This window comes from Nitrosomonas sp. Is79A3, from assembly GCF_000219585.1.
In the GTDB taxonomy this organism is placed as follows: Bacteria; Pseudomonadota; Gammaproteobacteria; order Burkholderiales; family Nitrosomonadaceae; genus Nitrosomonas.
Window position 1 is genome coordinate 940,541 of the sequence record NC_015731.1, and the last position, 23,089, is coordinate 963,629.

The 23,089-nt window shown below is 44.6% G+C and carries 18 protein-coding genes; 6 read left to right on the top strand and 12 right to left on the bottom strand.

All coding sequences use genetic code 11. The features are described from left to right. Window positions 1-139: 139 nt before the first annotated feature. From dnaE to NIT79A3_RS04250, 3 genes are all read right to left on the bottom strand, one after another. Window positions 140-3,661 (bottom strand): DNA polymerase III subunit alpha, encoded by a 3,522-nt coding sequence (gene dnaE, locus NIT79A3_RS04240; RefSeq protein WP_013965024.1) that lies wholly within the window; start codon window positions 3,659-3,661, stop codon window positions 140-142. A gap of 91 nt (window positions 3,662-3,752) precedes the next feature. Next, window positions 3,753-4,772, bottom strand: coding sequence for an alpha/beta fold hydrolase (locus tag NIT79A3_RS04245; RefSeq protein WP_013965025.1), 1,020 nt, complete (start codon window positions 4,770-4,772; stop codon window positions 3,753-3,755). Window positions 4,773-4,932: 160 nt separating this feature from the next. Next, window positions 4,933-6,666 carry a methyl-accepting chemotaxis protein gene (locus tag NIT79A3_RS04250; RefSeq protein WP_013965026.1) on the bottom strand — a complete coding sequence of 578 codons (1,734 nt, stop codon included), beginning with the start codon at window positions 6,664-6,666 and terminating at the stop codon, window positions 4,933-4,935. 362 nt (window positions 6,667-7,028) lie between these two features. Here NIT79A3_RS04250 and NIT79A3_RS04255 point away from each other — a divergent pair, with 362 nt between their 5' ends. From NIT79A3_RS04255 to NIT79A3_RS04270, 4 genes are read left to right on the top strand one after another with little or no spacing between them, the layout of a single operon-like run. Next, window positions 7,029-8,669 (top strand): ATP-binding protein, encoded by a 1,641-nt coding sequence (locus NIT79A3_RS04255; protein WP_013965027.1) that lies wholly within the window; start codon window positions 7,029-7,031, stop codon window positions 8,667-8,669. A 48-nt stretch (window positions 8,670-8,717) separates the two neighbouring features. Next, window positions 8,718-9,125, top strand: coding sequence for a response regulator (locus NIT79A3_RS04260; RefSeq protein WP_348225716.1), 408 nt, complete (start codon window positions 8,718-8,720; stop codon window positions 9,123-9,125). Window positions 9,126-9,131: 6 nt separating this feature from the next. Beyond that, complete coding sequence (locus NIT79A3_RS04265; RefSeq protein ID WP_013965029.1) at window positions 9,132-10,589, top strand: response regulator; 1,458 nt, start codon at window positions 9,132-9,134, stop codon at window positions 10,587-10,589. Continuing rightward, window positions 10,582-11,214, top strand: a complete 633-nt coding sequence (locus tag NIT79A3_RS04270; RefSeq protein ID WP_013965030.1) for a response regulator transcription factor — start codon at window positions 10,582-10,584, stop codon at window positions 11,212-11,214. The genes NIT79A3_RS04265 and NIT79A3_RS04270 overlap by 8 nt, the downstream gene beginning before the upstream one ends. A 29-nt stretch (window positions 11,215-11,243) precedes the next feature. Here the strand turns inward: NIT79A3_RS04270 and NIT79A3_RS04275 are convergent, their stop codons facing one another. The 6 genes from NIT79A3_RS04275 to NIT79A3_RS04300 all read right to left on the bottom strand — a co-directional run bounded on the left by NIT79A3_RS04275 (window position 11,244) and on the right by NIT79A3_RS04300 (window position 16,190). Further along, window positions 11,244-11,879 (bottom strand): alpha/beta hydrolase, encoded by a 636-nt coding sequence (locus NIT79A3_RS04275; RefSeq protein ID WP_013965031.1) that lies wholly within the window; start codon window positions 11,877-11,879, stop codon window positions 11,244-11,246. Between the two features lie 22 nt (window positions 11,880-11,901). Further along, on the bottom strand, window positions 11,902-12,210 hold the full coding sequence (locus NIT79A3_RS04280) for a ferredoxin (RefSeq protein ID WP_013965032.1): 309 nt from the start codon (window positions 12,208-12,210) through the stop codon (window positions 11,902-11,904). 34 nt (window positions 12,211-12,244) lie between these two features. After that, window positions 12,245-13,288, bottom strand: a complete 1,044-nt coding sequence (locus NIT79A3_RS04285) for a spermidine/putrescine ABC transporter substrate-binding protein (RefSeq protein WP_348225717.1) — start codon at window positions 13,286-13,288, stop codon at window positions 12,245-12,247. A gap of 74 nt (window positions 13,289-13,362) precedes the next feature. Next, window positions 13,363-14,145: an ABC transporter permease subunit gene (locus NIT79A3_RS04290; protein WP_013965034.1), complete on the bottom strand. Its 783-nt coding sequence runs from the start codon at window positions 14,143-14,145 to the stop codon at window positions 13,363-13,365. Window positions 14,146-14,183: 38 nt separating this feature from the next. Further along, window positions 14,184-14,987, bottom strand: coding sequence for an ABC transporter permease (locus NIT79A3_RS04295; protein ID WP_348225718.1), 804 nt, complete (start codon window positions 14,985-14,987; stop codon window positions 14,184-14,186). Window positions 14,988-15,104: 117 nt separating this feature from the next. Next, window positions 15,105-16,190 (bottom strand): ABC transporter ATP-binding protein, encoded by a 1,086-nt coding sequence (locus NIT79A3_RS04300; protein WP_013965036.1) that lies wholly within the window; start codon window positions 16,188-16,190, stop codon window positions 15,105-15,107. Window positions 16,191-17,223: 1,033 nt separating this feature from the next. Here NIT79A3_RS04300 and NIT79A3_RS04305 point away from each other — a divergent pair. Beyond that, window positions 17,224-17,709 (top strand): nuclear transport factor 2 family protein, encoded by a 486-nt coding sequence (locus NIT79A3_RS04305; protein WP_013965037.1) that lies wholly within the window; start codon window positions 17,224-17,226, stop codon window positions 17,707-17,709. Between the two features lie 233 nt (window positions 17,710-17,942). Next, a complete protein-coding gene (locus NIT79A3_RS04310; RefSeq protein ID WP_013965038.1) occupies window positions 17,943-18,797 on the top strand; it encodes an alpha/beta fold hydrolase in 855 nt (284 codons plus the stop codon). A 90-nt stretch (window positions 18,798-18,887) separates the two neighbouring features. On the opposite strand, the gene NIT79A3_RS04315 is transcribed toward NIT79A3_RS04310, so the two are convergent. From NIT79A3_RS04315 to NIT79A3_RS04330, 3 genes are all read right to left on the bottom strand, one after another. Beyond that, window positions 18,888-19,868: a fatty acid desaturase gene (locus NIT79A3_RS04315; RefSeq protein WP_348225719.1), complete on the bottom strand. Its 981-nt coding sequence runs from the start codon at window positions 19,866-19,868 to the stop codon at window positions 18,888-18,890. 874 nt (window positions 19,869-20,742) lie between these two features. Beyond that, entirely contained in the window at window positions 20,743-22,257 is a 1,515-nt protein-coding gene (gene ubiB, locus NIT79A3_RS04325; protein WP_013965041.1) for a ubiquinone biosynthesis regulatory protein kinase UbiB, read from the bottom strand. Between the two features lie 121 nt (window positions 22,258-22,378). Continuing rightward, window positions 22,379-22,981 (bottom strand): SCP2 sterol-binding domain-containing protein, encoded by a 603-nt coding sequence (locus NIT79A3_RS04330; RefSeq protein WP_013965042.1) that lies wholly within the window; start codon window positions 22,979-22,981, stop codon window positions 22,379-22,381. Between the last annotated feature and the right edge of the window lie 108 nt (window positions 22,982-23,089).

Below are 23,089 nucleotides of genomic sequence, written 5' to 3' on the forward strand. Positions count from 1 at the left end.
TGCGGTACCTAACATAGATAAGCCATGGGGGAATAAACGTTTTTATCAAAGATTCTAATAGGAGATGAAACAGTTAGCCTGTTAGTGTATGGACGGGACGGGAACCAAAGGGATCAAGCGCGATTGATATTTTTAATCTTCAGTACACAATTTCAATATTTTTAGTTTTGAAATGCGCAGTTAACGATTGCAGCAAATCGTCGTGCAGAGTTACCCGCCAATCATTCCCCAATTCAAGCTCACCGCTGGCAAAGTCATTGTGATAGATGACAGCGACCGGGCAGACCGGTTGATTATTGTTACCGGATAAGCCGGGTTTCTGCGTTTGATTGGAGAAGGGTGCCAGCAGCGTTTTGAGGCTGGAAACTTGGCTGAGTGTCGTGGGATCGCAGTGAATCCTGATTTGTTTGGCAAAGCGCGAGCGTATCCCCGCGAAATCATAGAGCTGCTCGGCGGTGATTCTTAATTCTTCGCCTTCTTCGCCATTGTATCCGCGGTTGCTGACTTTCGCTTCGGCGATCAGAAGTTGATCTTCTTTTAACCAGGCGCGATTCGCATCGAACAATTCGCTGAAAATGACCAATTCAACACGCGCTTTACCATCGTCCAGATTGATCACGCCCATTCTGCCGCGGCGCGTCATTTGCACGCGGATGGAATGAATAATTCCGGCGAGTAGTTGCGGTTCGCGGCTTGGATTCAGCCGGTCGAGCCGGGTGCGGATGAATCGTTTTAGCTCTGCGGCGTAGGTATCAAAAGGATGTCCGCTAAAATAATAACCCAGGCCGATTTTTTCATGGCGAAGTTTCTCCCGGTCGGACCATGATTCAGCATGAATCAGTTGTGGCTGCATAGGGGATTGATCTCCTTCACCACCAAATAAATTGGCCTGACTGGAAGACCGGCTCATTTGCTCGGCGGATTCGATCGCCAGACCGACAGAAGCCAACAGGCTGGCACGGTTGGGATTGATGACATCAAACGCGCCAACGCGGATCAGTGATTCCATCACGCGGCGATTAGCGATACGCCGGTCGACACGGCTACAGAAATCGAATAAATCGGTAAACGGCCCCGTTTGTTCGCGCACGGCAACGATCGAGCTAATTGCGGATTCCCCGGTGCCTTTTACCGCACCGAGACCGAAGCGGATGGTTTTTTCATCGGCTGGGATAAAACGGTAGCCGGAACGATTGATATCGGGAGGCAGAATCGTCAAGCCATTGGCGATGGTGTCCTCAACAAAAATATGCACTTTATCCGTGTCATCCATATCGGCGGACAAACATGCCGCCATAAATTCAGCCGGGTAGTGCGCTTTCAGATAAGCGGTCTGGAAGGCGATCAGCGCGTAAGCAGCGGCATGGGATTTGTTAAAGCCGTAACCGGCGAATTTTTCCATCAAGCCAAACAGTTCGGTGGCTTTATCCTTGCTCAGGCCGTTATTCACAGCGCCATTCACGAAAATATCGCGCTGTTGTGCCATTTCTTCAACTTTCTTCTTACCCATCGCGCGGCGCAATAAATCGGCGCTGCCGAGACTGTAGCCGCCGATGACTTGCGCAATCTGCATGACCTGCTCTTGGTAAATCATGATCCCGTACGTTGGACCCAGAATCGGTTCCAGGCGGGGATCGAGATACTCAATCGTTTTTTTGCCGTGCTTGCGGTCAATAAATTCCGGAATCAAATCCATCGGGCCGGGGCGGTACAACGCAACCAGCGCGATGATGTCTTCAAAACAATCGGGTTTTGCTTTTTGTAATAAATCGATCATGCCGCGCGATTCAAACTGGAAGATGCCGACCGCGTTGCCTTTTCGCATCAGCGCGTAGGTGCGTTCATCCTCAAGCGGCAGTGTCTCCAGTGAGAAAGGCCGGGCTGTGGAGTCAATTGCAATAGAAGGCTCACCTTTTTTGCGCGATTGACGGATATAGCCGACGGCGCGATCCAGTGTGGTCAGCGTGCGTAATCCCAGAAAGTCGAATTTGACCAAACCAACTTTTTCAACATCATCCTTATCCAACTGGCTGACGACCGAATCACCGGATTCCGTACAATAGATCGGGCAGAAATCCGTGATTTCTCCAGAAGCGATCAAGACACCGCCGGCATGCATGCCGACGTTGCGTGTAATGCCTTCCAGGCTTTCCGCCAGTTCGAGCAAATTGCGCACATCTTCTTCCTCCGCGGCGCGCTGATTGAGCTGCGGCTCGAGCTGGCGCGCTTTTTTTAACGTCATGCCGATCTCAAAAGGTATCAGTTTGGCGAGCTGATCGACAAAGTTATACGGCAAATCCAGCACCCGGCCGATATCGCGAATCACGGCTTTGGCCGCCATTGTGCCAAACGTGACGATTTGGGAAACTTTTTCCGTGCCGTAGCGTTGCTTCACGTATTCGATGACCAATTCGCGCCGGTCCTGGCAGAAATCAATGTCAAAATCGGGCATGGAGACGCGTTCCGGATTCAGAAAGCGCTCAAACAGCAGATCGTAGCGCAATGGATCAAGATCGGTGATTCCCAATGAATAAGCCACTAATGAACCGGCCCCGGAGCCGCGCCCGGGACCGACCGGAACATCGTTGTGCTTGGCCCAGTTGATAAAATCGGCAACGATCAAGAAATAACCGGCAAACCCCATCTGAATAATAGTATTCACTTCAAACTCAAGGCGCGATTGATACTTGGACATTTTACCATTGTGCACGGCTTCATCAGGAAACAGGCTGGCCATACGCTGTATCAGGCCGGCTGCGGCCTGGTCGCGCAGATATTGTTCCAGGCTCTCATTGTTGGGCGTCGGAAACAACGGCAGCCGGTTGATACCCAGTTCCAATACCAGATTGCAGCGCTTGGCAATTTCGATTGTATTCGCCAGTGCGCTGGGAATATCGGCAAACAATTGGGTTATCTCGGCTTGTGTTTTGAAATATTGCTGTTCTGTAAAATATCTCGGACGGCGCTTGTCATCCAAGGTATGACCTTCTGCGATACAAACCCGCGCTTCATGGGCGCGGTAATCTTCAGGGTTCAGAAATTGTACTGCCTGCGTGGCAACGACAGGCAGATTGAATTTTTTGGCCAATACCAGCGATTGCTGAACCAGCATGGCTTCATTGGCATGACCATCCCGCTGGATTTCAATATAGAAACGATCAGGAAACAAATCAGCCCATTTTTGCGTCTGAATTTCCGCTTGTTGCAGATTATTTTGTAAAATGGACAATCCGATATCGCCAAAGCGGGCGCCTGATAAAGCGATGAGTCCCCGCGTGCCCGATTCATTCGAATGTAACCACGATTCTTTGATCTCGGCTCTGCCATGATGTTGATTTTCCCGGTAGGCGCGTGATAACAGGCGGGATAGCAGCAAATAACCGGCGTGCGATTGGCATAGCAGCAAAAGCCGGATTGGCTTGTTGCGATCGGATTCGTTGGTGATCCAGACATCACACCCGAGAATCGGTTTAATGCCATTTTTATAGGCAGTTTGGTAAAATTTGACCAGACCAAAAAGATTGGAAAGATCAGTCAACGCCAATGCGGGCATTTGATCGGCCACTGCTTTGGCAACCACCTCGGGAATACGGACCGTGCTATCCAGAATGGAGTATTCGCTGTGTAATCGCAAATGGATAAAAGCAGGGCTGGTTGGCATGAAGTTACAATTCGAGTCTGAGGTGACACGGAAATTTATACAATCGAGCGCTATTCTACATTATGTTGAATTCAGCAGAACTTTTTAAAATTTAGGGTCGTTCGCGCTCAGTCTGCTGGCATTGGTAGTGAAAGAAACTGAGTATCTTTTGTGGCAGCCAATTTAATTTTCCTGGAAACGGGCCTTGCATGAATCCGACGTGGCCGCCTTGCTCCGGAAATTCCAAAGTGACAGCGGGGGATACCGCTTGTTGAGATGGCAGCACCGAAGCTGGCATGAACGGATCATTCTGCGCATTGATCAACAAAGTGGGGACTTTGATAAGTCCGAGCCATTGTTTGCTGCTTGATTGCCGCCAATAGTCATCGGTATCGCGAAAACCATGCAAGGGCGCCGTGACCAGATTGTCAAAATCATAAATCGATGCGCATTTTTTGAGCGCTTGGGCATCAAATAAGCCGGGAAACTCTTCCAGTTTATCAAACGCTTTGGTTTTGAGTGTTGTCAGAAAATGACGGGTATACACTTGATTGAACCCGGTATCCAAAGCTGAACCGGCAGCCGCCAGATCAAGCGGAACGGATACCGCTGCAACGCCTGCCACGAGTTCTTTTGCTTGTTCCCCTTTTTCGCCCAGCCATTTCAATAGCGCATTGCCGCCCAACGAGACGCCCATCACATAAACCGGTTGTGCCACGCGTGCTGCCTGCATTTGATTGATAACACGCCGCAGCATCCAGTCGATTTCAGCGGAATCACCGGCGTGATAGGCGCGAGACAAGCGGTTGGGCACCCCGGAACATCCGCGAAAATGAATAACGGCACTGCGCCAGTGGTAAGTTCTCAAGCTATTAATCATACTCAAAACATAGTGACTGGATGATCCGCCTTCGAGGCCGTGGAAGAATATCACTAAAGGCAAATCGGCAGATCCGTCTGTCCAGTCCACATCGATAAAATCCCCATCGTCAAGTTCCCAGCGTTCACGCCGGTACTTGAACAATTGCGCTGGCTTACTGAAATAGGGATAGAGTGTTTGTATATTCCCGCCGGGCAACCAGGATGGCGCTGTATAACGTTCTGTGTATAAAGGTATTACGCTTTCAGACATATTTGCTATTTTTCACTCAGATATCCGGGTTATTTTTTGTATTCAATTGCAGATAATAGACTAACACTTGTGTGGATTCTAATATAAAAATGGCCAGCTTTTGTTGCTGGCCATTTTAATTGAAATTTAAGGTGTATCAAAGAATGGTTATGATCCCTTACTAATTTTCACTCCATTGATTACTGTTATCACCGACAGCAATTTTACTTCTTTTCTTTAAATGACTGTTGCCATTGTGAAGATTGCTTCTTTCCGTGAATCCGGTTCTTTTGTCAGTCAACTGAACTACGGTTGCTGGATGTTTTGCAGTATTCTGTGCCACATTGAATATGGAAATGGCACCGACTAACTCATGTGCCTGTTGTTCCAACGAAGCGGCGGCAGCGGCTGCCTGTTCTACCAACGCTGCATTCTGTTGTGTGACTTCATCCATTTGTGTTACCGCTTGATTGACTTGTTCGATACCGGTGCTTTGTTCTTTGGAGGCTGACGTAATGTCTGACATGATTTCAGTCACATGTTTAATGGACCCGACGATTTCATCCATTGTTTTGCCCGCCCGATTAACCAACGCGGTGCCCTCATCAACCTTTTGTACGGAATCATCAATCAGTGTTTTAATTTCCTTAGCTGCTGTTGCGCTGCGTTGCGCGAGGTTACGGACTTCTGTCGCTACGACCGCAAATCCGCGGCCTTGCTCGCCGGCGCGCGCTGCTTCAACGGCCGCATTGAGTGCCAGAATATTTGTTTGGAAGGCAATGCCATCAATGACATTAATGATGTCTGCGATCTTTTTTGAGCTTTCACTGATCGATGACATCGTGGTAACAACTTCCTTCATCATGATTCCACCTTTGGCGGTAATATCGCTGGCTGTCAAGGCGAGTTGATTAGCACTGATTGAGCTATCCGTGTTCTGACGCACGGCCGCAGTTAATTCTTCCATGCTGGAAGCCGTTTCTTCCAGCGAAGACGCCTGTTCTTCTGTGCGTTGTGATAAATCCAGATTGCCGGAAGCAATTTCACTCGTTGCTTGGCTAACGGATAGAGCATTTTTCTGTACATCCAGCACTGTGGCTCTCAGGTTGACTCCCATCTGAGTGAGGGCTTTTAATAATTGACCAAATTCATCGCTGCGATTAATGGAGAATTTATGCGTCAGATCGCCAGATGCAAGGATATTTGCAACATCAATCGCTTGATTTAACGGAGTCAATGTATTTTTTACCATACTAAAAGCAAGATAGAACATCACAGCAACGCCGGTTAAAGTTATTCCGGCAATCATGCTACTCAGTGATGCGGGAATCTGGGCTTGTGTAAGGCTCCACCAGCCAATACTACCGGCGGTCAATAAAAATACAGCAGGAATGGCCATGAAAAGGGCGATTCGTTTACTTAGGGTCATTTTAAAAAGCGCAGAAAATTTTCCTATCAAGTCGGTACGCACCACCTGACCTTTTTCGATCCTCAAGTTGGGTGCTTTACCATCCAGGATTTTTCGATAAATCGGCGCAACTTGCTCGATTGCTGCGCGAGGTGCTTTGGTGCGAACTGATAAATAACCAGTGATTTTTCCATTCTCCAGCAAAGGGGTTGCATTTGCAGTGATCCAGTAGAAATCGCCATTCTTGCGGCGATTCTTAACCAATCCTGTCCAGGGTAAGCCCTGTTTCAATGTGTTCCATAAATCCTCAAATGCTTCAGGCGGTACATCCGGGTGACGTACAATATTATGCGCTTTGCCGATCAATTCTTCTTCGCAGAAACCGCTGACTTCAATAAATGTCGGATTAACATAAGTGATTCTTCCCTTCGTATCGGTGGTTGATACGATTAACGTATCGTCCTCAATGGGATACTCTGTATTGGTGACCGGAAGATTTACTCTCATCTCTTATCCTTTAATAGTTTGTCAGAATTGGAGTTGAGTTTTACGGCATTGAAGTAATTATGTTTTGTCGGTGATTTCTTATTTAAATCTAAGAAACCATGCCTGTAAGTTGTGGGAATTATCTTGTTGCGATTGTGACGGAAACCTGTGTGAATTTCAATTTTAGCTCGCAATGTTGGCCCTCACGGAATCAAAAGGAAGAACAATCAGAATATTCCTATGGTTTTTAACATTTCAGACAGATACTATTGAAGATACAATTTATTTTGACATAGGCAACAGAATCGAAAGAGGCAGCTAGCTATTCAGGCATCCATGAGAAACAGATACATAGACAGACGTGATTTTCGATTAAAAGCAATATGAGTTTACATAAAGAATCCGGCTGGATTAAGAAATTTTCCCCCGATAAGTTCTTAGATCCGGCGGAAAATACATCCAGTGATCCCGGAGGCAAGGTAAATCCAAGAATCGCAGCGCGCAAAGTTCAATTTATTTCCAACCCGTTGCCTGATAAGGATAATATTTCGTGTGTGAATGAAGCTGAGACGCAAGAGAGATTGAATAAACTTGCGTGCTTATATGAAATCTCCCGGGATATGCTGGCTATCCGCTGTGTTGATGATCTGTGTCAAAAACTCATTGAGCATATGGGATTAACATGGAAATATTTGGGTGATGTTTTTCCTCTCATTGAAATTGATCATCAATGCTATACAGCAGGAAAATCTGCGTACGCGTTAGAACATAATTTTTCTACGCCAGTAATGGTAAATGGCGGAATCTGCGGGCAAATATGTGTCTTTTATGAAGACACTAATCTAATACGATGGCCGACAGATGAGGATTCTGTATTCCTGCAAAATATAGCCCATGATCTCGGTTTATGGCTGGAACAAAAACAGTTTCTTGATGGACAAACAGCTTTGCTGAACGAAGTCAGAATGATTGAAAGGGCGCTTGATGAACATGCCATCATAGCGATTACTAACAAACAGGGAAAAATAAAATATGTTAATCAAAAGTTTTGCTCTGTTTCCCAATACTCTGCCGAAGAATTGATCGGGCAAGATCATCGTATTATTAGTTCTGGTTATCATCCCAAAGAATTCATACAGAACTTATGGAGCACCATCGCGAAAGGTCAAACCTGGAAAGGAGAAATCAAGAATCGCGCTAAAGATGGCACTTATTACTGGGTTGATACCACAATTGTTCCATTTTCAGATCGTGCAGGAGCTCCGTATCAATACGTTGCAATACGCACAGAAGTGACTGAATACAAACGATTGGAACAAAAAATGGAAGCGCAAATGGCCGAATTGGCGCGATCGAACGATGAGCTTGAGCAATTTGCGTATGTTGTTACGCATGACTTGCAAGAACCGCTCCGTGCGATAAGCAGTTTTGTTCAATTACTGAAGAAATACTCAAACGCGCAATTGGATGAGCGTGCGAATGACTTGATCTCGCATGTGGTTGCCGGTACAAATCGCATGCAAATGCTTATTGATGATCTGTTAACTTATGCACAAGTCAATGCAAGTCAGACACCGAAAGAAGTGGATTGTGAGTGTTTATTAAACAATGTCCTGGCTGATTTGTCTGTCACAATTGGCGAATGTAACGCGATAGTCACCTACGATAAGCTCCCCGTGGTTAGAGGGATCCCTTTCCAGTTTATTCAATTATTTGCGAATTTAATCAATAATGCGCTTAAATTTCAACGAGAACAGCCACCCAAAATACATATTGGTGTAAAAGAAAATCCGGACGAATGGGTTTTTTGGGTGAGCGATAATGGGATTGGTATAGAAGAGCAATATTTAGAGCGGATTTTCCGCGTATTCCAACGGTTGCATAGCCGTAGAGAGTATGTGGGGACTGGTATCGGTTTGGCAATTTGTAAGAAAGTCGTCGAACATCACGGCGGGAAGATATGGGTCAAATCAGAGCCTAATGTAGGTTCCTCGTTTTATTTTTCAATTCCAAAAATTAATTAATTATCCGCGATGCGCTATAAAAATAATACTCATCCCAGCGTAATTCTGATGATAGATGACAACCCTACAGATGTTTTGTTGATTAAAGAGGCCTTCGCATTCTGTGAAGCGGATAGTGAAATTTATGTGGCAGAAGATGGTGTATATGCACTAGAGTATCTAAAGCAACAAGGCCAAAATCCTCAGGCGCCGCGCCCGGATCTCATCTTGCTGGATCTCAATATGCCGAGAAAAAATGGATTTGAAGTTTTAGCCGAATTGAAGGCGGATCCTGAGTTAAATACCATACCGGTTATCATCTATACATCTTCTGTAATAAAGGAAGATATCAAGGCTGCTTATAATAGTCACGCGAATGGCTATATCAGAAAATCGGTGGATTTTGATGAATGTATAAAAACAGCACGATCAATTAAAGATTTCTGGTTTTCTACTGCAATATTATATGAACCATAATCTGTCATGAATTCGACTAAGATTCATATTTTATTAATTGAAGATAATGAAACTGACGCAATACTTGTGCAAAGTGATTTACAACAAGCGATGGGCGATCAGATTTCCGTGGTTCATACGGACCGATTAAATTCTGCGCTTCGATTAATTCAACAACAGTCGTTTGATCTCATTTTGTCGGATCTGACGTTACCTGACAGCGATGGGATTGCAACAATTAATAAATTGCGTGAAAGCGCCGCCAGTATTCCCATCGCAGTATTATCATTCAGAGATGATGAGAAACTTGCAATCAAAACGATTAAAGCCGGCGCGCAGGATTATCTCGTTAAGGGAAGTTTGACCGAAGGTGTTCTGGCGCGGGTTATTCGCTATTCGATTGAAAGAAAGCGTATAGAAGAAAGTAACCGGAAAGCACAAAAACAATTTCAAACCATCTTTGAAAAAGCGCCGCTAGGCATTGCGTTGATCAATTTGCCGACGGGAAAATATTACGATGTGAACCCGAAGTATGCAGCCATTGCCGGAAGAAGTGTGGATGAACTTCTTTGTATCAATCAATCGGATATTATTCATTCGGATGATGTATCCTCTTACCGCAATGATATCGAGAAGTTCATCAATCATCAGTCGCATGATTGCAAGCTAGCAAAAAGAGTCTTGCGTCCGGATAAGTCCGTTATCTGGATTGAAATCTCTATCGTGCCGTTTGAGGTCATGGGTGACCAGGAAGTCTGCTATTTATGTATGATTGAAGACATTACTGAAAGTAAGCGGATGATCGAAAATCTCCGCCAGCTAACGACTCATTTGCAAGATGTCAGGGAAGAGGAAAGAACCCGGATTGGCCGTGAAATACATGATGTTCTGGGCGGTACCTTAACTGTTCTGAAAATGGATCTGGACTGGCTTTCAAAAAAAATAAGTGCGGATCCAATGCATGAACGGATCAGATCTCTTTATGAATTAACGGGTGAAGCCATCGAAACAGCGCGGAGGGTTTCAATAAATCTGCGCCCTAATGTATTGGACAATTTAGGATTGTACGGTGCCATCGAATGGCAAATACGTGAATTTGAGCAACGCACCAATATTAGATGCGAATTAGAATCAACGATATCAAATTTATCTTTTAATAATAAGAACTTTGAAACCAGCATTTTTAGAATTATTCAGGAAGTGTTTATCAACATAGTCCGGCACTCACAAGCTACCAGAGTCGATATTGAGCTTTGTGAAGATGAGGATGATATTTTGATTGCCATTAAAGATAACGGTGTCGGGATCACCGAATCACAAATGCTGAATCCTGATTCTTTTGGAATAATCGGCATGAATGAGAGAACACAGCAACTCGGCGGTAAATTGGAGATATCCGGCACACCTTCGCAAGGTAGTGTTGTAACACTTAAAATACCACTTACCATAGCAGCAACAAATGTTGGGGAATTAATCAATGATTAAAGTTCTGATTGCAGATGATCATGCTTTATTTCGTGACGGGCTTAAAAGAATTATCAATGAAACAGACGATATCGATGTTGTAGCAGAAGCTATTGATGGAAAGGATATTTTAAAGAAAGCAAAGGAATGCGATTGGGATATTGCGTTATTGGATATTAATTTGCCTGATATCAATGGACTGGATATTCTGAAAAGAATTTTATCAGCGAATGCTTCTTCGCGTGTTCTGGTTTTAAGCATGTATCCGGAAGAAGAATATGCGATTAGGGCAATCCGCTCTGGAGCGTCTGGGTATTTAACGAAAGACAGCCCGACCGATCAGCTGATCAGTGTGATTCGCCGCCTTGCCAAGGGTGGGAAGTATGTTAATCCTGAGCTGGCGGAGAAACTTCTGTTTAATCCCGTTGCGGATTCGGAGAAATTGACGCATACGACATTCTCGGACCGGGAATTTCATGTATTCAAACTAATTGTTGCCGGAGAATCCTTAACCTCCATCGCCAATAAATTATCACTCAGTGTTAAAACGGTGAGCACTTATCGATCGCGTATTCTGGAAAAAATGAATATGAAGAATAATGCACAATTGGTCCGCTATGCGATCCAGCACCGGTTGGTTGAATAAGACCGGAAGTGCTTGTTTTTAAAAGCCTGTTAAGGTATATGGGCGAAGTGTTTCAATATCAGTTGCTTGAGTATCGTCAGTTTTCCATGGAAGAAATGTTCTGCGCCGGGTATAAAAACAACGGGTTGTGATGCCGGTGTTGCCCAAGCCAAGATGGCTTCTGTTAATACGATGTCATCCCGATCGCCTTGAATAATCAAAGCAAATTCAGTATTTTCCGGTACTGCAGGTGCATTCAAGTTAACCACTGATGGTGCAACCAGAATGAGAAATTCTGGATCAAGCCTCTCTGCAGCATGTAATTGAATTGCGCCACCAAATGAGAAGCCTGCCAGGAGTAGCGGTAGATCCGTTGAATGCCGATTGAATTGATTGCGGATTGTTTGCGTGACTGCCATCACATCTTCTATCTCACCGATGCCATGATCAAAATGGCCCTCACTCTGACCCACGCCACGAAAATTAAATTTCGCTGTGATAAATTCAAGCGCTAATAAGGTGGTGAATAATGTATGAACAACCTTGTTATCCATTGTTCCGCCATGCAACGGATGTGGATGCGCGATGATGGCGATCCCTTTCGGAACAGATTCCGGTTCCCCCAGAATGACTTCGAGTTTCCCGGCAGAGCCATCAATGAAAAATTTTTGCGTAACAGCGGGCAAGTTTTTTTACCTTAGAAGCGGGTCAAATTTTCAGGCGTTCAACGATGTTGCCCTTAATCAGATGCTCATCAATGATTTCATCGATGTCGTCTTTGTCGATATAGGTATACCAGGTTTCATCGGGATAAATGACGATGACCGGACCTTCCTCACAGCGATCCAAACAACCGGCATTATTGATACGGATTTTTTTCTTACCGTTTAGCTTTAACGATTTAATTCGCTGCTTGGCATAATCGCGCATTTCTTGGGCGCAAAAGTTGTTACAACATTTGGCATCGCCTTCGCGTTGATTAGTGCAGAAAAAGACATGGTATTGATAGTAGCTCATAGGTGTTCTATAAAGAAATGGATAAATGGTTAGTTTAGCGTAATTTGATCTCTGTCCAAATGCGGCTGAGTATCCGGCGTTGTTTATGATTCAGATCCGTAATCATTTCCAGACGGGATAACGACTCTTCGTCAGGAAATATCACTTTATTTTGAAGTAATTCAGGCCGGATGAATGGCTTGGCATCGATGTTGGGATTGCCTGATCCAATCAAGTTGGTCAGCTCGGCGGAATTCTTACCATCCAGCATAAAATTAATAAACTGATGCGCAAGACCCGGATGTTTTCCACTTTTATGGAGAACCATGCTGTCCAATGACATTACTGCGCCCTGCTTGGGAATCGCATAATCAATGGTGAAATGGCGCCCGGTTTTTTTGGCATCCAGTGCCGCCTGAAATAAATCATTGGAATAACCGTGCACTACCCATAAATCACCAATGGCAATTTCGCGGATATAACTCGTGTTGCTGAATGCAGCCCAATACGGTTTGGCGCGGATAATCAGTTCCTTGGCCTGATTCCAATGCACTTCATCTTGATCGTTTGCCGCATACCCCAAATATAACAACGCCGCTGCCATCAACTCACGCGGACTATCCAGCACGGTAACACGGCCTTTTATTTTCTGCAGGTATTCCGGTTCAAAGATAATCGCCCATGTATCTGTCGGCAAACCGAGCTCTTGCACTTTATTCGTATTAAACCCTAGCAAAGTGAGCGTATAAGCATAGGGGACAGAATATTTATTCGTAGGATCGAATAGTGTTTTGAGATAAGCAGGATGGATATTCTTGATATTCGGTAATAACGTTTTATCTAAAGGGATGAGAATACCTTGGCGTATTAAAGTATCCATGGCATTGCCTGTCGGTACGATTAAGTCATAACCGGATGCGCCGGCAGCCAGCTTGGCCAGCATCTCCTCATTATCAGAAAAATAATCTTGTTTTACCTGGCAATCACACGAAGCTTCAAAACGTTGAATAGTCTCAGGAGCAATGTAATTGTTCCAATTAAATACTTGCAATACGCGCGCAGGGGTTTTATTGGAATCCGTAGAATTGTTTTGTTGCACGCAATCAATTACAGAGATTGTTACGAGTAACGCTAAACTCAAACGAACTGATATTGGCAGCGAATACACCATGACTATTTCGATTCACCTTTCAACATACTGGTATCGAATCGCGTTGCGATGATGATCAGTGTTAATGTCAATAGCACCAATAGTGTTGAAATGGCATTCACCTCCGGTGTGACAGCCACTTTGATCATCGTATAAATCTGAATTGGCAGAATCGGTTCGCCGGCACCTTTGGTAAAGAAGGTAATTACAAAATCATCAATCGAAAGGGTGAATGACATTAAAGCCCCCGCGATGATTGCAGGTCTTATCAACGGCAAGGTGATTTGCCGAAAAGTCTGCCAGGGCGTTGCGCCCAAGTCTCGCGCGGCTTCGAATATGGATTCATCCATGCCTTGCAAACGTGCACGTACAATAATAGCGACAAATCCGATACAGAAAGTCGTGTGCGCAATAATAATGGAGAGCATGCCCAGTGTCAGATTCAGCACTTGCAGAAAGAATAGAAGCAGCGAAACACCTAATAGGATTTCAGGCATGGCAACCGGTGTAAAAGCGAGGATCGGCAATACCTTCAGCTTGTAACGATGGATCGCCAAACCTGCCATGGTTCCCAATGTGGTTGCCAGAAAACTGGCGCTGATCGCAATGATCAATGAGTTACGCGCGGCCAGCAGCATTTCATGGTTATTCAATAGCGCTTTATACCAATGTAAGGTAAAACCGGCCCATTCCGCATTGAGTTTTGAGTCGTTGAATGAAAACACGACCACGATAATCAATGGTATGTACAAAAAGGCATAGACCAGAATCGATACTACCCACAAAGCTGTCTGACGGCGCGGCATTCTATTTATTCCACAGAGAAAATACACATAGGATTTATTCAAGCTGGGTTACGGGTTCTGGCAAACCAGGAAAACAAACCGGCGGTGCTCAATACGGCCAGCGTCAGCATAATCGAGAGTGTCGAACCAAAAGGCCAGTCCCTGGTTCCGAGGAATTGATCTTTGATCAAATTGCCGATCATGATATCGCCAGTTCCACCTAAGATGTCTGGAATTGCAAACATGCCGAGGACAGGAATAAAAACCAAAGCTGATCCGGAAAATATGCCGGGCAGTGATTGCGGCCAAGTGACATACCAGAAACGCTGCCAGCTATTTGCACCTAAATCCTGTGCGGCATCGAGCAAAATAGGATCATGCTTTTCCAGATTGGTATACAACGGCAATATCATAAATGGCAGGTGAACATAAACCATCCCGATCAGAACCGCGAAAGGAGAGAATAACAGCGTGACCGGTGCAATACCAAAAAAAGCCAGAATCCCGTTGATAAAGTGACTTAACCCGGACTCTGGGCCAAGAATAATCATCCAGGCATAAATGCGAACCAAAAAATTACTGGCAAACGGCAGCACAACGAGCATGATCATCAAATTACGAAATTTTTTCCGGCTGCGGGCAATCAGTAACGCAAGCGGGTAGGCCATGGCAATGCAAATGAGCGTGGTGAATGCTGCTACCGCAAACGACTTTAGAAATATTTCGGTATAAATAAAATCGCTAAAGAAAAATTGATAGGTTTCAATCGTCAAACCGGAATCACCAGCCACTTCTCCCGGTAAAATATTAATCGGAGCCAGACCGCCAAATTCACCCGGAAGGCGAAAAGAAGTAAAGACCATGATCAAGCTCGGGGCCACAAAGAAAATCAGCAAGAATAATAGCGGCGGCCCACTGATGAGCCATTTGAGGAGGCGGCCTGATGTTTGCATGTTTTAAAATTTAATGATGAACTTAGACTAATCAGGGAAAAACTGTGCGGATTGTTCCTGCCAACTGACCGCAACAGCTTCGTCTATTTCAAAAGGCTTGGTATGACCCGGTACCGAATTGGGAAGTAGTGCTTCAATTCGTGTGCCGTTAGACAGTTTAATGATATAGGTGGTGACATCACCGATATAAAGGAAATCTTTTATTTTTCCACGCAATTGGAATCCAGTATTGATCTCTGCTGACAGTGGAACAATACGAACTTGTTCAGGACGCACAGCAAACACACCGTGATCGTTCACTTTGATATGATCTTTTGCCGGTACCGTGACTTCTCCCAGTCCTTCAACTTTTAATTTTAAATGCAAAGGAGAAACTTCAATAACCAATGCCTTCAGCATATTTATTTTCCCAATAAAGTCCGCAACAAAACGATTCAATGGAAAATTATAAATTCTCTGCGGTTCGTCGATTTGCTCGATCCTGCCTTGATTCATCACGGCAATGCGGTGCGATAAAGCCAGTGCCTCATTTTGAGCGTGTGTGACATAAATAAAAGTGACGCCGGCATCCGCCTGTAAATTGATCAGTTCTCTTTGCATACTCTCGCGCAATTTCTCATCCAGCGCGCCCAATGGCTCATCCAGTAATAATAAGCGCGGCTGATTGATAAGTCCCCGGGCAAATGCCACCCGCTGCTTTTGTCCGCCCGACAATTCTTGGGGGTATCGACCGGCAAATTGGGTAAGTTCAACTTCTTCCAATGTTTCGGCGACCCGGGTTTTAATTTCTCCGGGTGTTTTGCCGGTCATTTTCAGCGGAAATCCGATATTGTCGGCCACTGTCATATGCGGAAATAGCGCATAGCTTTGGAAAACGGTATGAAACGGACGTTTCTCCGGAGGAAAACCGACAATATCCTCACCATCGAGCAAAATTTGTCCGCCATCAGGCGCATCAAAACCGGCGATCATACGTAACAACGTCGTCTTACCACAACCGGATGGACCCAGCAGTGTAAAGAATTCCCCGGCTTTGATTTCAATGCTGACGTCATCAACAGCAGTGAAATGCCCAAACCGTTTGGTTACATTCCGGATTTCAAGTAACGACATTACGTTTCTCGTAGAGAAAAATCATACTGTATCAAAGTTTAGTGACGTACTGAATGTATAATTTAATGGTTGATAGTGCTAACTGCATTTAAAATTATTGGAGTATTAACCAAGCCAAAAGAATTTAGCGATTCGGTTCAGCGGGAAAGCAAAAAAGTATCCAAGACCAACACTTTTTGTTGCTGATATTTGATGGCCAATGCGCCACAGCCACCCAACAGCAACCATTCGTGAGGAGTGGGTATCCAACCTTGTCAAATCCACATTCCAATCCTATTGATCCGGCCATTAAAAAGATTGATTAGAATCTCCGTATTCCGGCTTTCGCCGCTATGACAAATCGAACTATTTAATGGCCGACTCTATAATTTGAGTGATCCATCTATCGACGTGTGCCGGAGAGAAGTATCGCTGGCGACAATCTACAACGCACTTTAGAGCAGTTCCTATTGGGACAAGACGCTGCTGATTATCACTTACGACGAGCATGGGGACTCTACGATCATGTCCTTCCGCTGGTTCCGTTCGACCACACGTCCATTATCAGTACCGTCTGGGATTGCTTCAATCTGGGTAGTGTCTCAGTTTGAAGTTTTTGCAGCTGAATTGTATATAAGACTTGGGAAGGGATGATTTAAATTAATCAAGGCTGCGAAAGCGGCCGATTGCATTACTTTTGTACGAGATTGCAAAGCCAGTTAAAGACCGGAAAACGGCGATCATTGCCGCCATGCAAAATGGGTGCATTCAACTAACGAGAAATTGGCAAGTGCTGTCAGTTGCACCCAATTACTGGCGGAGTTCTTTTTCGCAAGGACAAGAACTTTTAGTTATGGACCAAACACCCTTTTGTCCACTCATTTTTCTTCGAGATTGGGTTGATCTTTTTTCTCGAGAATCTTTCGTCTGAGAGGGTGGAAAATATAAAAAATCAAAATCTTATACACATTTATTCTTTGACACATAATTCGGTTTCAGGTATTTTTATTCTTGGGAGAATAACACTTGAGTTAACGATTACGAGGAGACTAACATGCATTCCAATGAACAACAGCTCTATAAACTTTTTCAATGCCTTAATGCGCATGAGCACAAAGATATTGCTGATTGTTATCACGAGGAAGCTTCGTTTGAGGATATCGCATTTCGCTTAAAAGGCAAGAAACAGATTCACGCGATGTGGGACATGATCTGTTCCGACACTGAAGCGGGAGTCAAAAGCGACATTAAGTTGGAAATCAAGGAATTATCTGCTAACGACTCGACCGGCCATGCCGTCGTTCTTGAAGATTACACCTATCGGGATAATGGCCGGAAGGTTCACAACAGAATTGTTTCGAAGTTTAAGTTTCGAGATGGCTTGATCGTTAAACAGATAGACGAGTGCGATCCCGTTTGTTGGGCAAGTCAGGCGTTTGGAGGTATCAAAGGTTGTGTAGCGGGTCACATTGAATTCTTTCGTAGATTGAAGGCGATGAATAAGTTAAAAAAGGCCCGCCCCAAAGCATTTTCGTCTTGATGAACTGTAACTCTGCGTGACGCACGTTTCGGCTACAGAAAAGCAGGAGGAGGGATCGAAAACCGCAGTAGACTCTGGCAAGATTACTCCGTTTAGAATTTCCAAAAAAATAAGGGATCTGTGCGGCATAACCGGATGGTGTGTAAAAAGAAGCGGCATCGCAATTTCTGGTAGTCCCCTAACTATTTTCCTGGCTTTAGATGATCAATTACCACTTCGATGGAGCACGTAATATGTTTTCCGTATTAAAGTATTTCAAGGAATGGTTTCCCGTGCATGGCCCGAACGTAGCGCCGCCTGATTCCTGTAACACCCAATACCCTATCATTCTTCTTCACGGCATCGGTTTTCGCGATTACATGATTATTTCTTCCTGGGGACATATTCCGGAATTCCTCAGGAAAGGTGGAGCGAATGTTTATCTGGGAGAACTCGGGGCATGGAATTCTTCTATTGAAAATGCGGGAGTGCTGAAACAAAGGATAGAAGGGATATTGACCTCGACTGGCGCCAAAAAAGTGAATCTCATCGCGCATTCCAAGGGCGGACTCGACTCCCGTTACATGATATCCAAACTTGGAATGGGAGAAAAAGTCGCAAGCTTAACGACTATTTCCACGCCTCACTGGGGCTCCGCCTTTGCCGACGTTGCAACAAGACTTCTTCCAGATGATGACTGGGCCTATAAAGCGATCGACACGCTGGGGAAATTCATGGGCGATAAAGACCCGGAAAGCAATATCGCAATAAAAGAATTAACCCGTGAAAGCATGAAGAAATTCAATGCTGACGTGAAAGATGTCGAAGGCGTTTATTACCAGAGTTACGGCTCCAGAATGTTATCGCCAGCCAATGATCCCATTTTTCTCATCTCCTACGAGATCATCAAGAAATACGAAGGTGAAAACGATGGCATGGTTTCCGTTGACTCGTGCCAATGGGGTAATTTCCGGGGTATCCTTGAAGGGAAAGGGAGTGGAATTTCCCATCTGCAAATCACTGGTGCCGTAAGCGACGTTGTTTCAGGAATTAATATTCCGATGTGGTATGCCGGGATAGTTCAGGACTTGAAAGCGCAAGGGTACTAATAGCCAACATTTACTACCGTTATCAACGGCAGTGAAATTTCCCGGCTGTTTAGTGACATTCCATTAATTAATCAGGAATGATTAAATTGATTAATTACTTTGGAATGTGTCATTTGAGGCAGATGATGAATCAGGGTCTGCTATTTTAGCGTTCCGTTTTTCGTTACGCGCTATATTCCGTTTTAGACTTTCTGGGCCATTGATCATGGCGTCAAAGAAAACAGCACAATAGCTTTTGTCGATAATTGCATTCTGACGAGTAATTTCTGGCAGCATTAACGCATGGAGTTGCTGAAGATTATACCAAGGCACTGCAGGGTATACGTGATGCCCAATATGATAGTTAATATTGTTCCAGAACCATGAATGCATTGGATTGCTAATAATGGTACGAGTACCGGCAAGCTGGCCAGCATTCCAGGGTGTTCCATAGTGTTCTGCCACAAAACGAACGCTATTGAAAAATCCAAAAAAAATGAGCGGCCAGAACCAAAGTGCAAAAACTTCAGATGCAATTTCATGATTATTAGCCCATTCATAAATAATGACGGTAATCACTGCATGCAAAGCTATTTCACTCCAATGAACGAGTGCTTTCGCGCCGCGTAATTTTTGCAGGGGAAAAATAATAACAAACTGGATGGCTGTCAGAAGTACGCCAATCACGGCATATGCATAGAAGAGGATATAATCACCGATTCCTCGCTTACCCATTGTAAATGCATCCGGATCTTTAGTTGAACGATTAAAACGATGATGCAGGAGATGATCTTCTTTGAAAGCGGTGTATGAAATTAACAGCGGTATCATGGCAAAAACACCAAATACCCAATTCTTCCACTTTGCCTTAAATAAAACGCTGTGTGTGCAATCATGCATAAAAGTCACAATGCCCATCTGCATGTAACCCATGGCAAGATAGCAGAGCCAAACAATGGCCCAATGCGGGGCATTCCAGGCCATTATTCCGAGCCCTATCCATATCCCATAGAACAAAGGAATTTTTAGGTTGGGTTGCCAGCGATGCTGATAGAGTGCTTTCAGCTCGGCTTTATCAATAGAATTTGCCATAGGGATAAGTAGGGACTGTAACATAGTAATGTGCTCGGACACCTTGCATCTGGAAAATAAACTAACAAAGCCAGAATCCGGCATGCAATTTGTGTAATTACTGTGCTACTTTGGAGTAAACGGGAAGAGAGCTCGATACTGGGGCAATGAATGTATGCCGTAGATCTACGATCAGGCTACCCCGTTTAGAATTTCCGTATCTGCTTTATTACGAACATGGCAAGGAGATTGTCGCGAGAATATTTTTGATAAGATCAAATCTACCAGCACAAATTTTCTGGCGCGGTAAAGTTTTTGTATCTGAAATGCGGAAAAAGATTAGGAGGCAAAAATACGATTTAAATATACTAGCACAGCAGAAGTGAGCGATTGTAAAGCTTTTTTCTGTGTTAAAGACCTTGCCACATTCCTGCGTTGATTTCTAATAAAGAACAAATTTAGCGTATGAAACCCCCCACCGGTTTTCAGCCGGTGGAGTGTTAACTGAAACACTTAGATTCAAAAAACTCCAAGTGCTTGTGTCGATCGATTGCTTACGAGAAGTATATTGATATAACAATCAAACCCACCGCCACGAGGGTTATAACTCCGAAATTTAAACTCAATTTTTTAAAAATTTCAGCGTCTTCTTTCTCTAGCATATCCATAATCACCTCCACATTTAGTAACAGTCGAGGCGATATTATGAAACCAAGCAAGTTTACGTTTATTGATTTAGATCAAAAAATGTTAATGGACGCAAATAAATGCAGATTCAGACTTAAGAATTAGAAACTACTGTCAGTTTCTCAAATTTACACTCAAATAGCTGTGCGAGTTGTAAAACTGAGGTGTTTACTCGATGAGTGATATAAAACGCTAGTTCGATTTGAAATTATTGAAATATCTGCCAAGCCAGAAGTCCCGCCAATAAGATTGCGATGAGCATCAGCAGGCGGTTTTGGCGCTTTTCTTCGATGACCAGGTCGGTCATTTTTCTTTCCAGCATATCATTGCGATTTTCAGCGAGGGCTTGATGAATCAGGCGGGGAAATTCCGGCAGGATGATTGCCCAATTCGGGGCTTCTTTTTGTATCCGGCTGGCTAATCCGCGGAAACCGAGTTGTTCGGCCATCCAGTTCTCTAAAAAGGGTTTGGCTGTTTTCCACAGATCCAGATCGGGATCCAGATCACGGCCAAGGCCTTCGATATTCAGCAGTGTCTTTTGCAGTAGAACCAATTGCGGCTGGATTTCTACATTAAATTGCCGTGACGCCTGGAATAACTGCAGCAGGACTCGCCCGAACGATATTTCTTTCAACGGCTTGTCAAAGATCGGTTCACAGACGGCACGTATGGCGGATTCAAAATCATCCACCCGGGTATCTTTCGGCGCCCATCCCGCTTCCACGTGTGCCTGTGCAACACGCCCATAATCACGGCGGAAGAAAGCCAGAAAGTTTTGCGCCAGGTAATTTTTGTCTTCATCGCTGAGTGTTCCCATAATGCCAAAATCAACTGCAATATACTGGCCAGTTGCGCCAACAAAAATATTTCCCGGATGCATGTCCGCATGGAAGTAGCCATCTCTGAACACTTGGGTAAAGAATATTTCAACGCCGACACGCGCCAGTTGCGGGATATCAATACCTTGTTCGCGCAACGTATCGACATGGCTGATCGGCGTGCCTTTGACACGCTCCATGACCATCACGCTGCTGCGGCAGTAATCCCAATAGACTTCGGGAACAAACAGCAGGGGAGAATCCAGAAAATTGCGGCGTAACTGGCTGCAATTAGCCGCTTCACGCATCAGATCCAGTTCATCATCCAAGTGCCGGGCGAACTCCGAGACGACTTGGCGTAATTTCAAACGCTTTCCGTCCATCCAAAGGGATTCAGCTAACCATGCGCCGGTATCCATCAGCGCAACGTCGTGCATAATGATCGGCGCTAGATTAGGACGTAATATTTTTACTGCCGCTTCGGTGCCATCATGCAAAACGGCAAAATGGACTTGTGCTACTGATGCGCTGGCTTCGGGTGTTTCATCGAATTTAAGGAATATTTCATTGATCTTTTTGCCATATACTTTTTCCAGTGATGAGATGACTACTTCTGAAGGAAAAGGCGGCACCTGATCTTGCAGCTTGGCCAATTCATCAGCGATATCCTGCGGTAAGAGATCGCGCCGGGTAGACAACATTTGGCCGAATTTAACAAAGATAGGCCCCAGCGCTTCCAAAGCCAGCCGTAATCTTTCTCCGCGCGGCTTGTCCAAATTCCGCCAGAAGGTTAACGTTCTGACAGTTACGCGTAAGAATTGCAAGCGGCTATGGCTCAGAATAAATTCATCTAATCCGAATTTGAAGGCAATGTATAGTATTTTTAAAAGGCGAAATATGCGCATGGATTATAAAAATTTGGTGACGAGCAATAGAACTTAGGGATCAATTAGAACAGCACAAGTTTATTTTTCGGCAAGTATTCATTGATTTTATTATTTGAAAGAAAAATTAAATTGCGTTTAATTACTCGCTCACTAAGGTGCTTCGCTGGGTTAATCGGTCTAAACGTTGTTCCAGTTGTTCGGTGCTAAGCTGCAAATTCTTTACATCTTCACTAAACTGATCGACAGCCGCGGGTTTTGTTAACAAACGATCTTCTTCTGTCCAGTATTCGGCTAATGTCTGAGTAATGCGATGCACATTTTCCATCTGCCATTGGATCAGATGCTCACTGGCTTGTGTGATGCGATGTGCCGGTATATCGCCAATAGCTTTGCTCAGATCGTGCTCAATGATCGCGCCCAAATTAATCTGTTTGCCAATAGCCATTAATTCATCGGCAAACGATTGATCGCCGCTGATTTGTATTTGCTCGAATGCGCTGGATTCTCGCGCAAGTAACTGGGGCAGAATCAACGGGGATAGGGAGAGTGTCGTATCTGCACCCATATCACTACTATTCACTTGCTGTACTTCACCTTCCGCATCAATCAGCAGACTGAAATTAACCAAAGGCGGTATCCGGATACACACTGTCTTTCCGGTAAAAGATTGCAGTCGTTTGCATGCCCATCTTTCTCCGCGTAAAACATGATTGATGGGTGTGGTTACTACGGATGTCAGCATTATTATATTTACAGTTTGAAAATTGTAATAACAGGAATAGAAGAAATAGTTACGCCTATTTTGTTGGGCATCCGGTATTACTCAAGTGCACCGGAACTGAACCGCAGA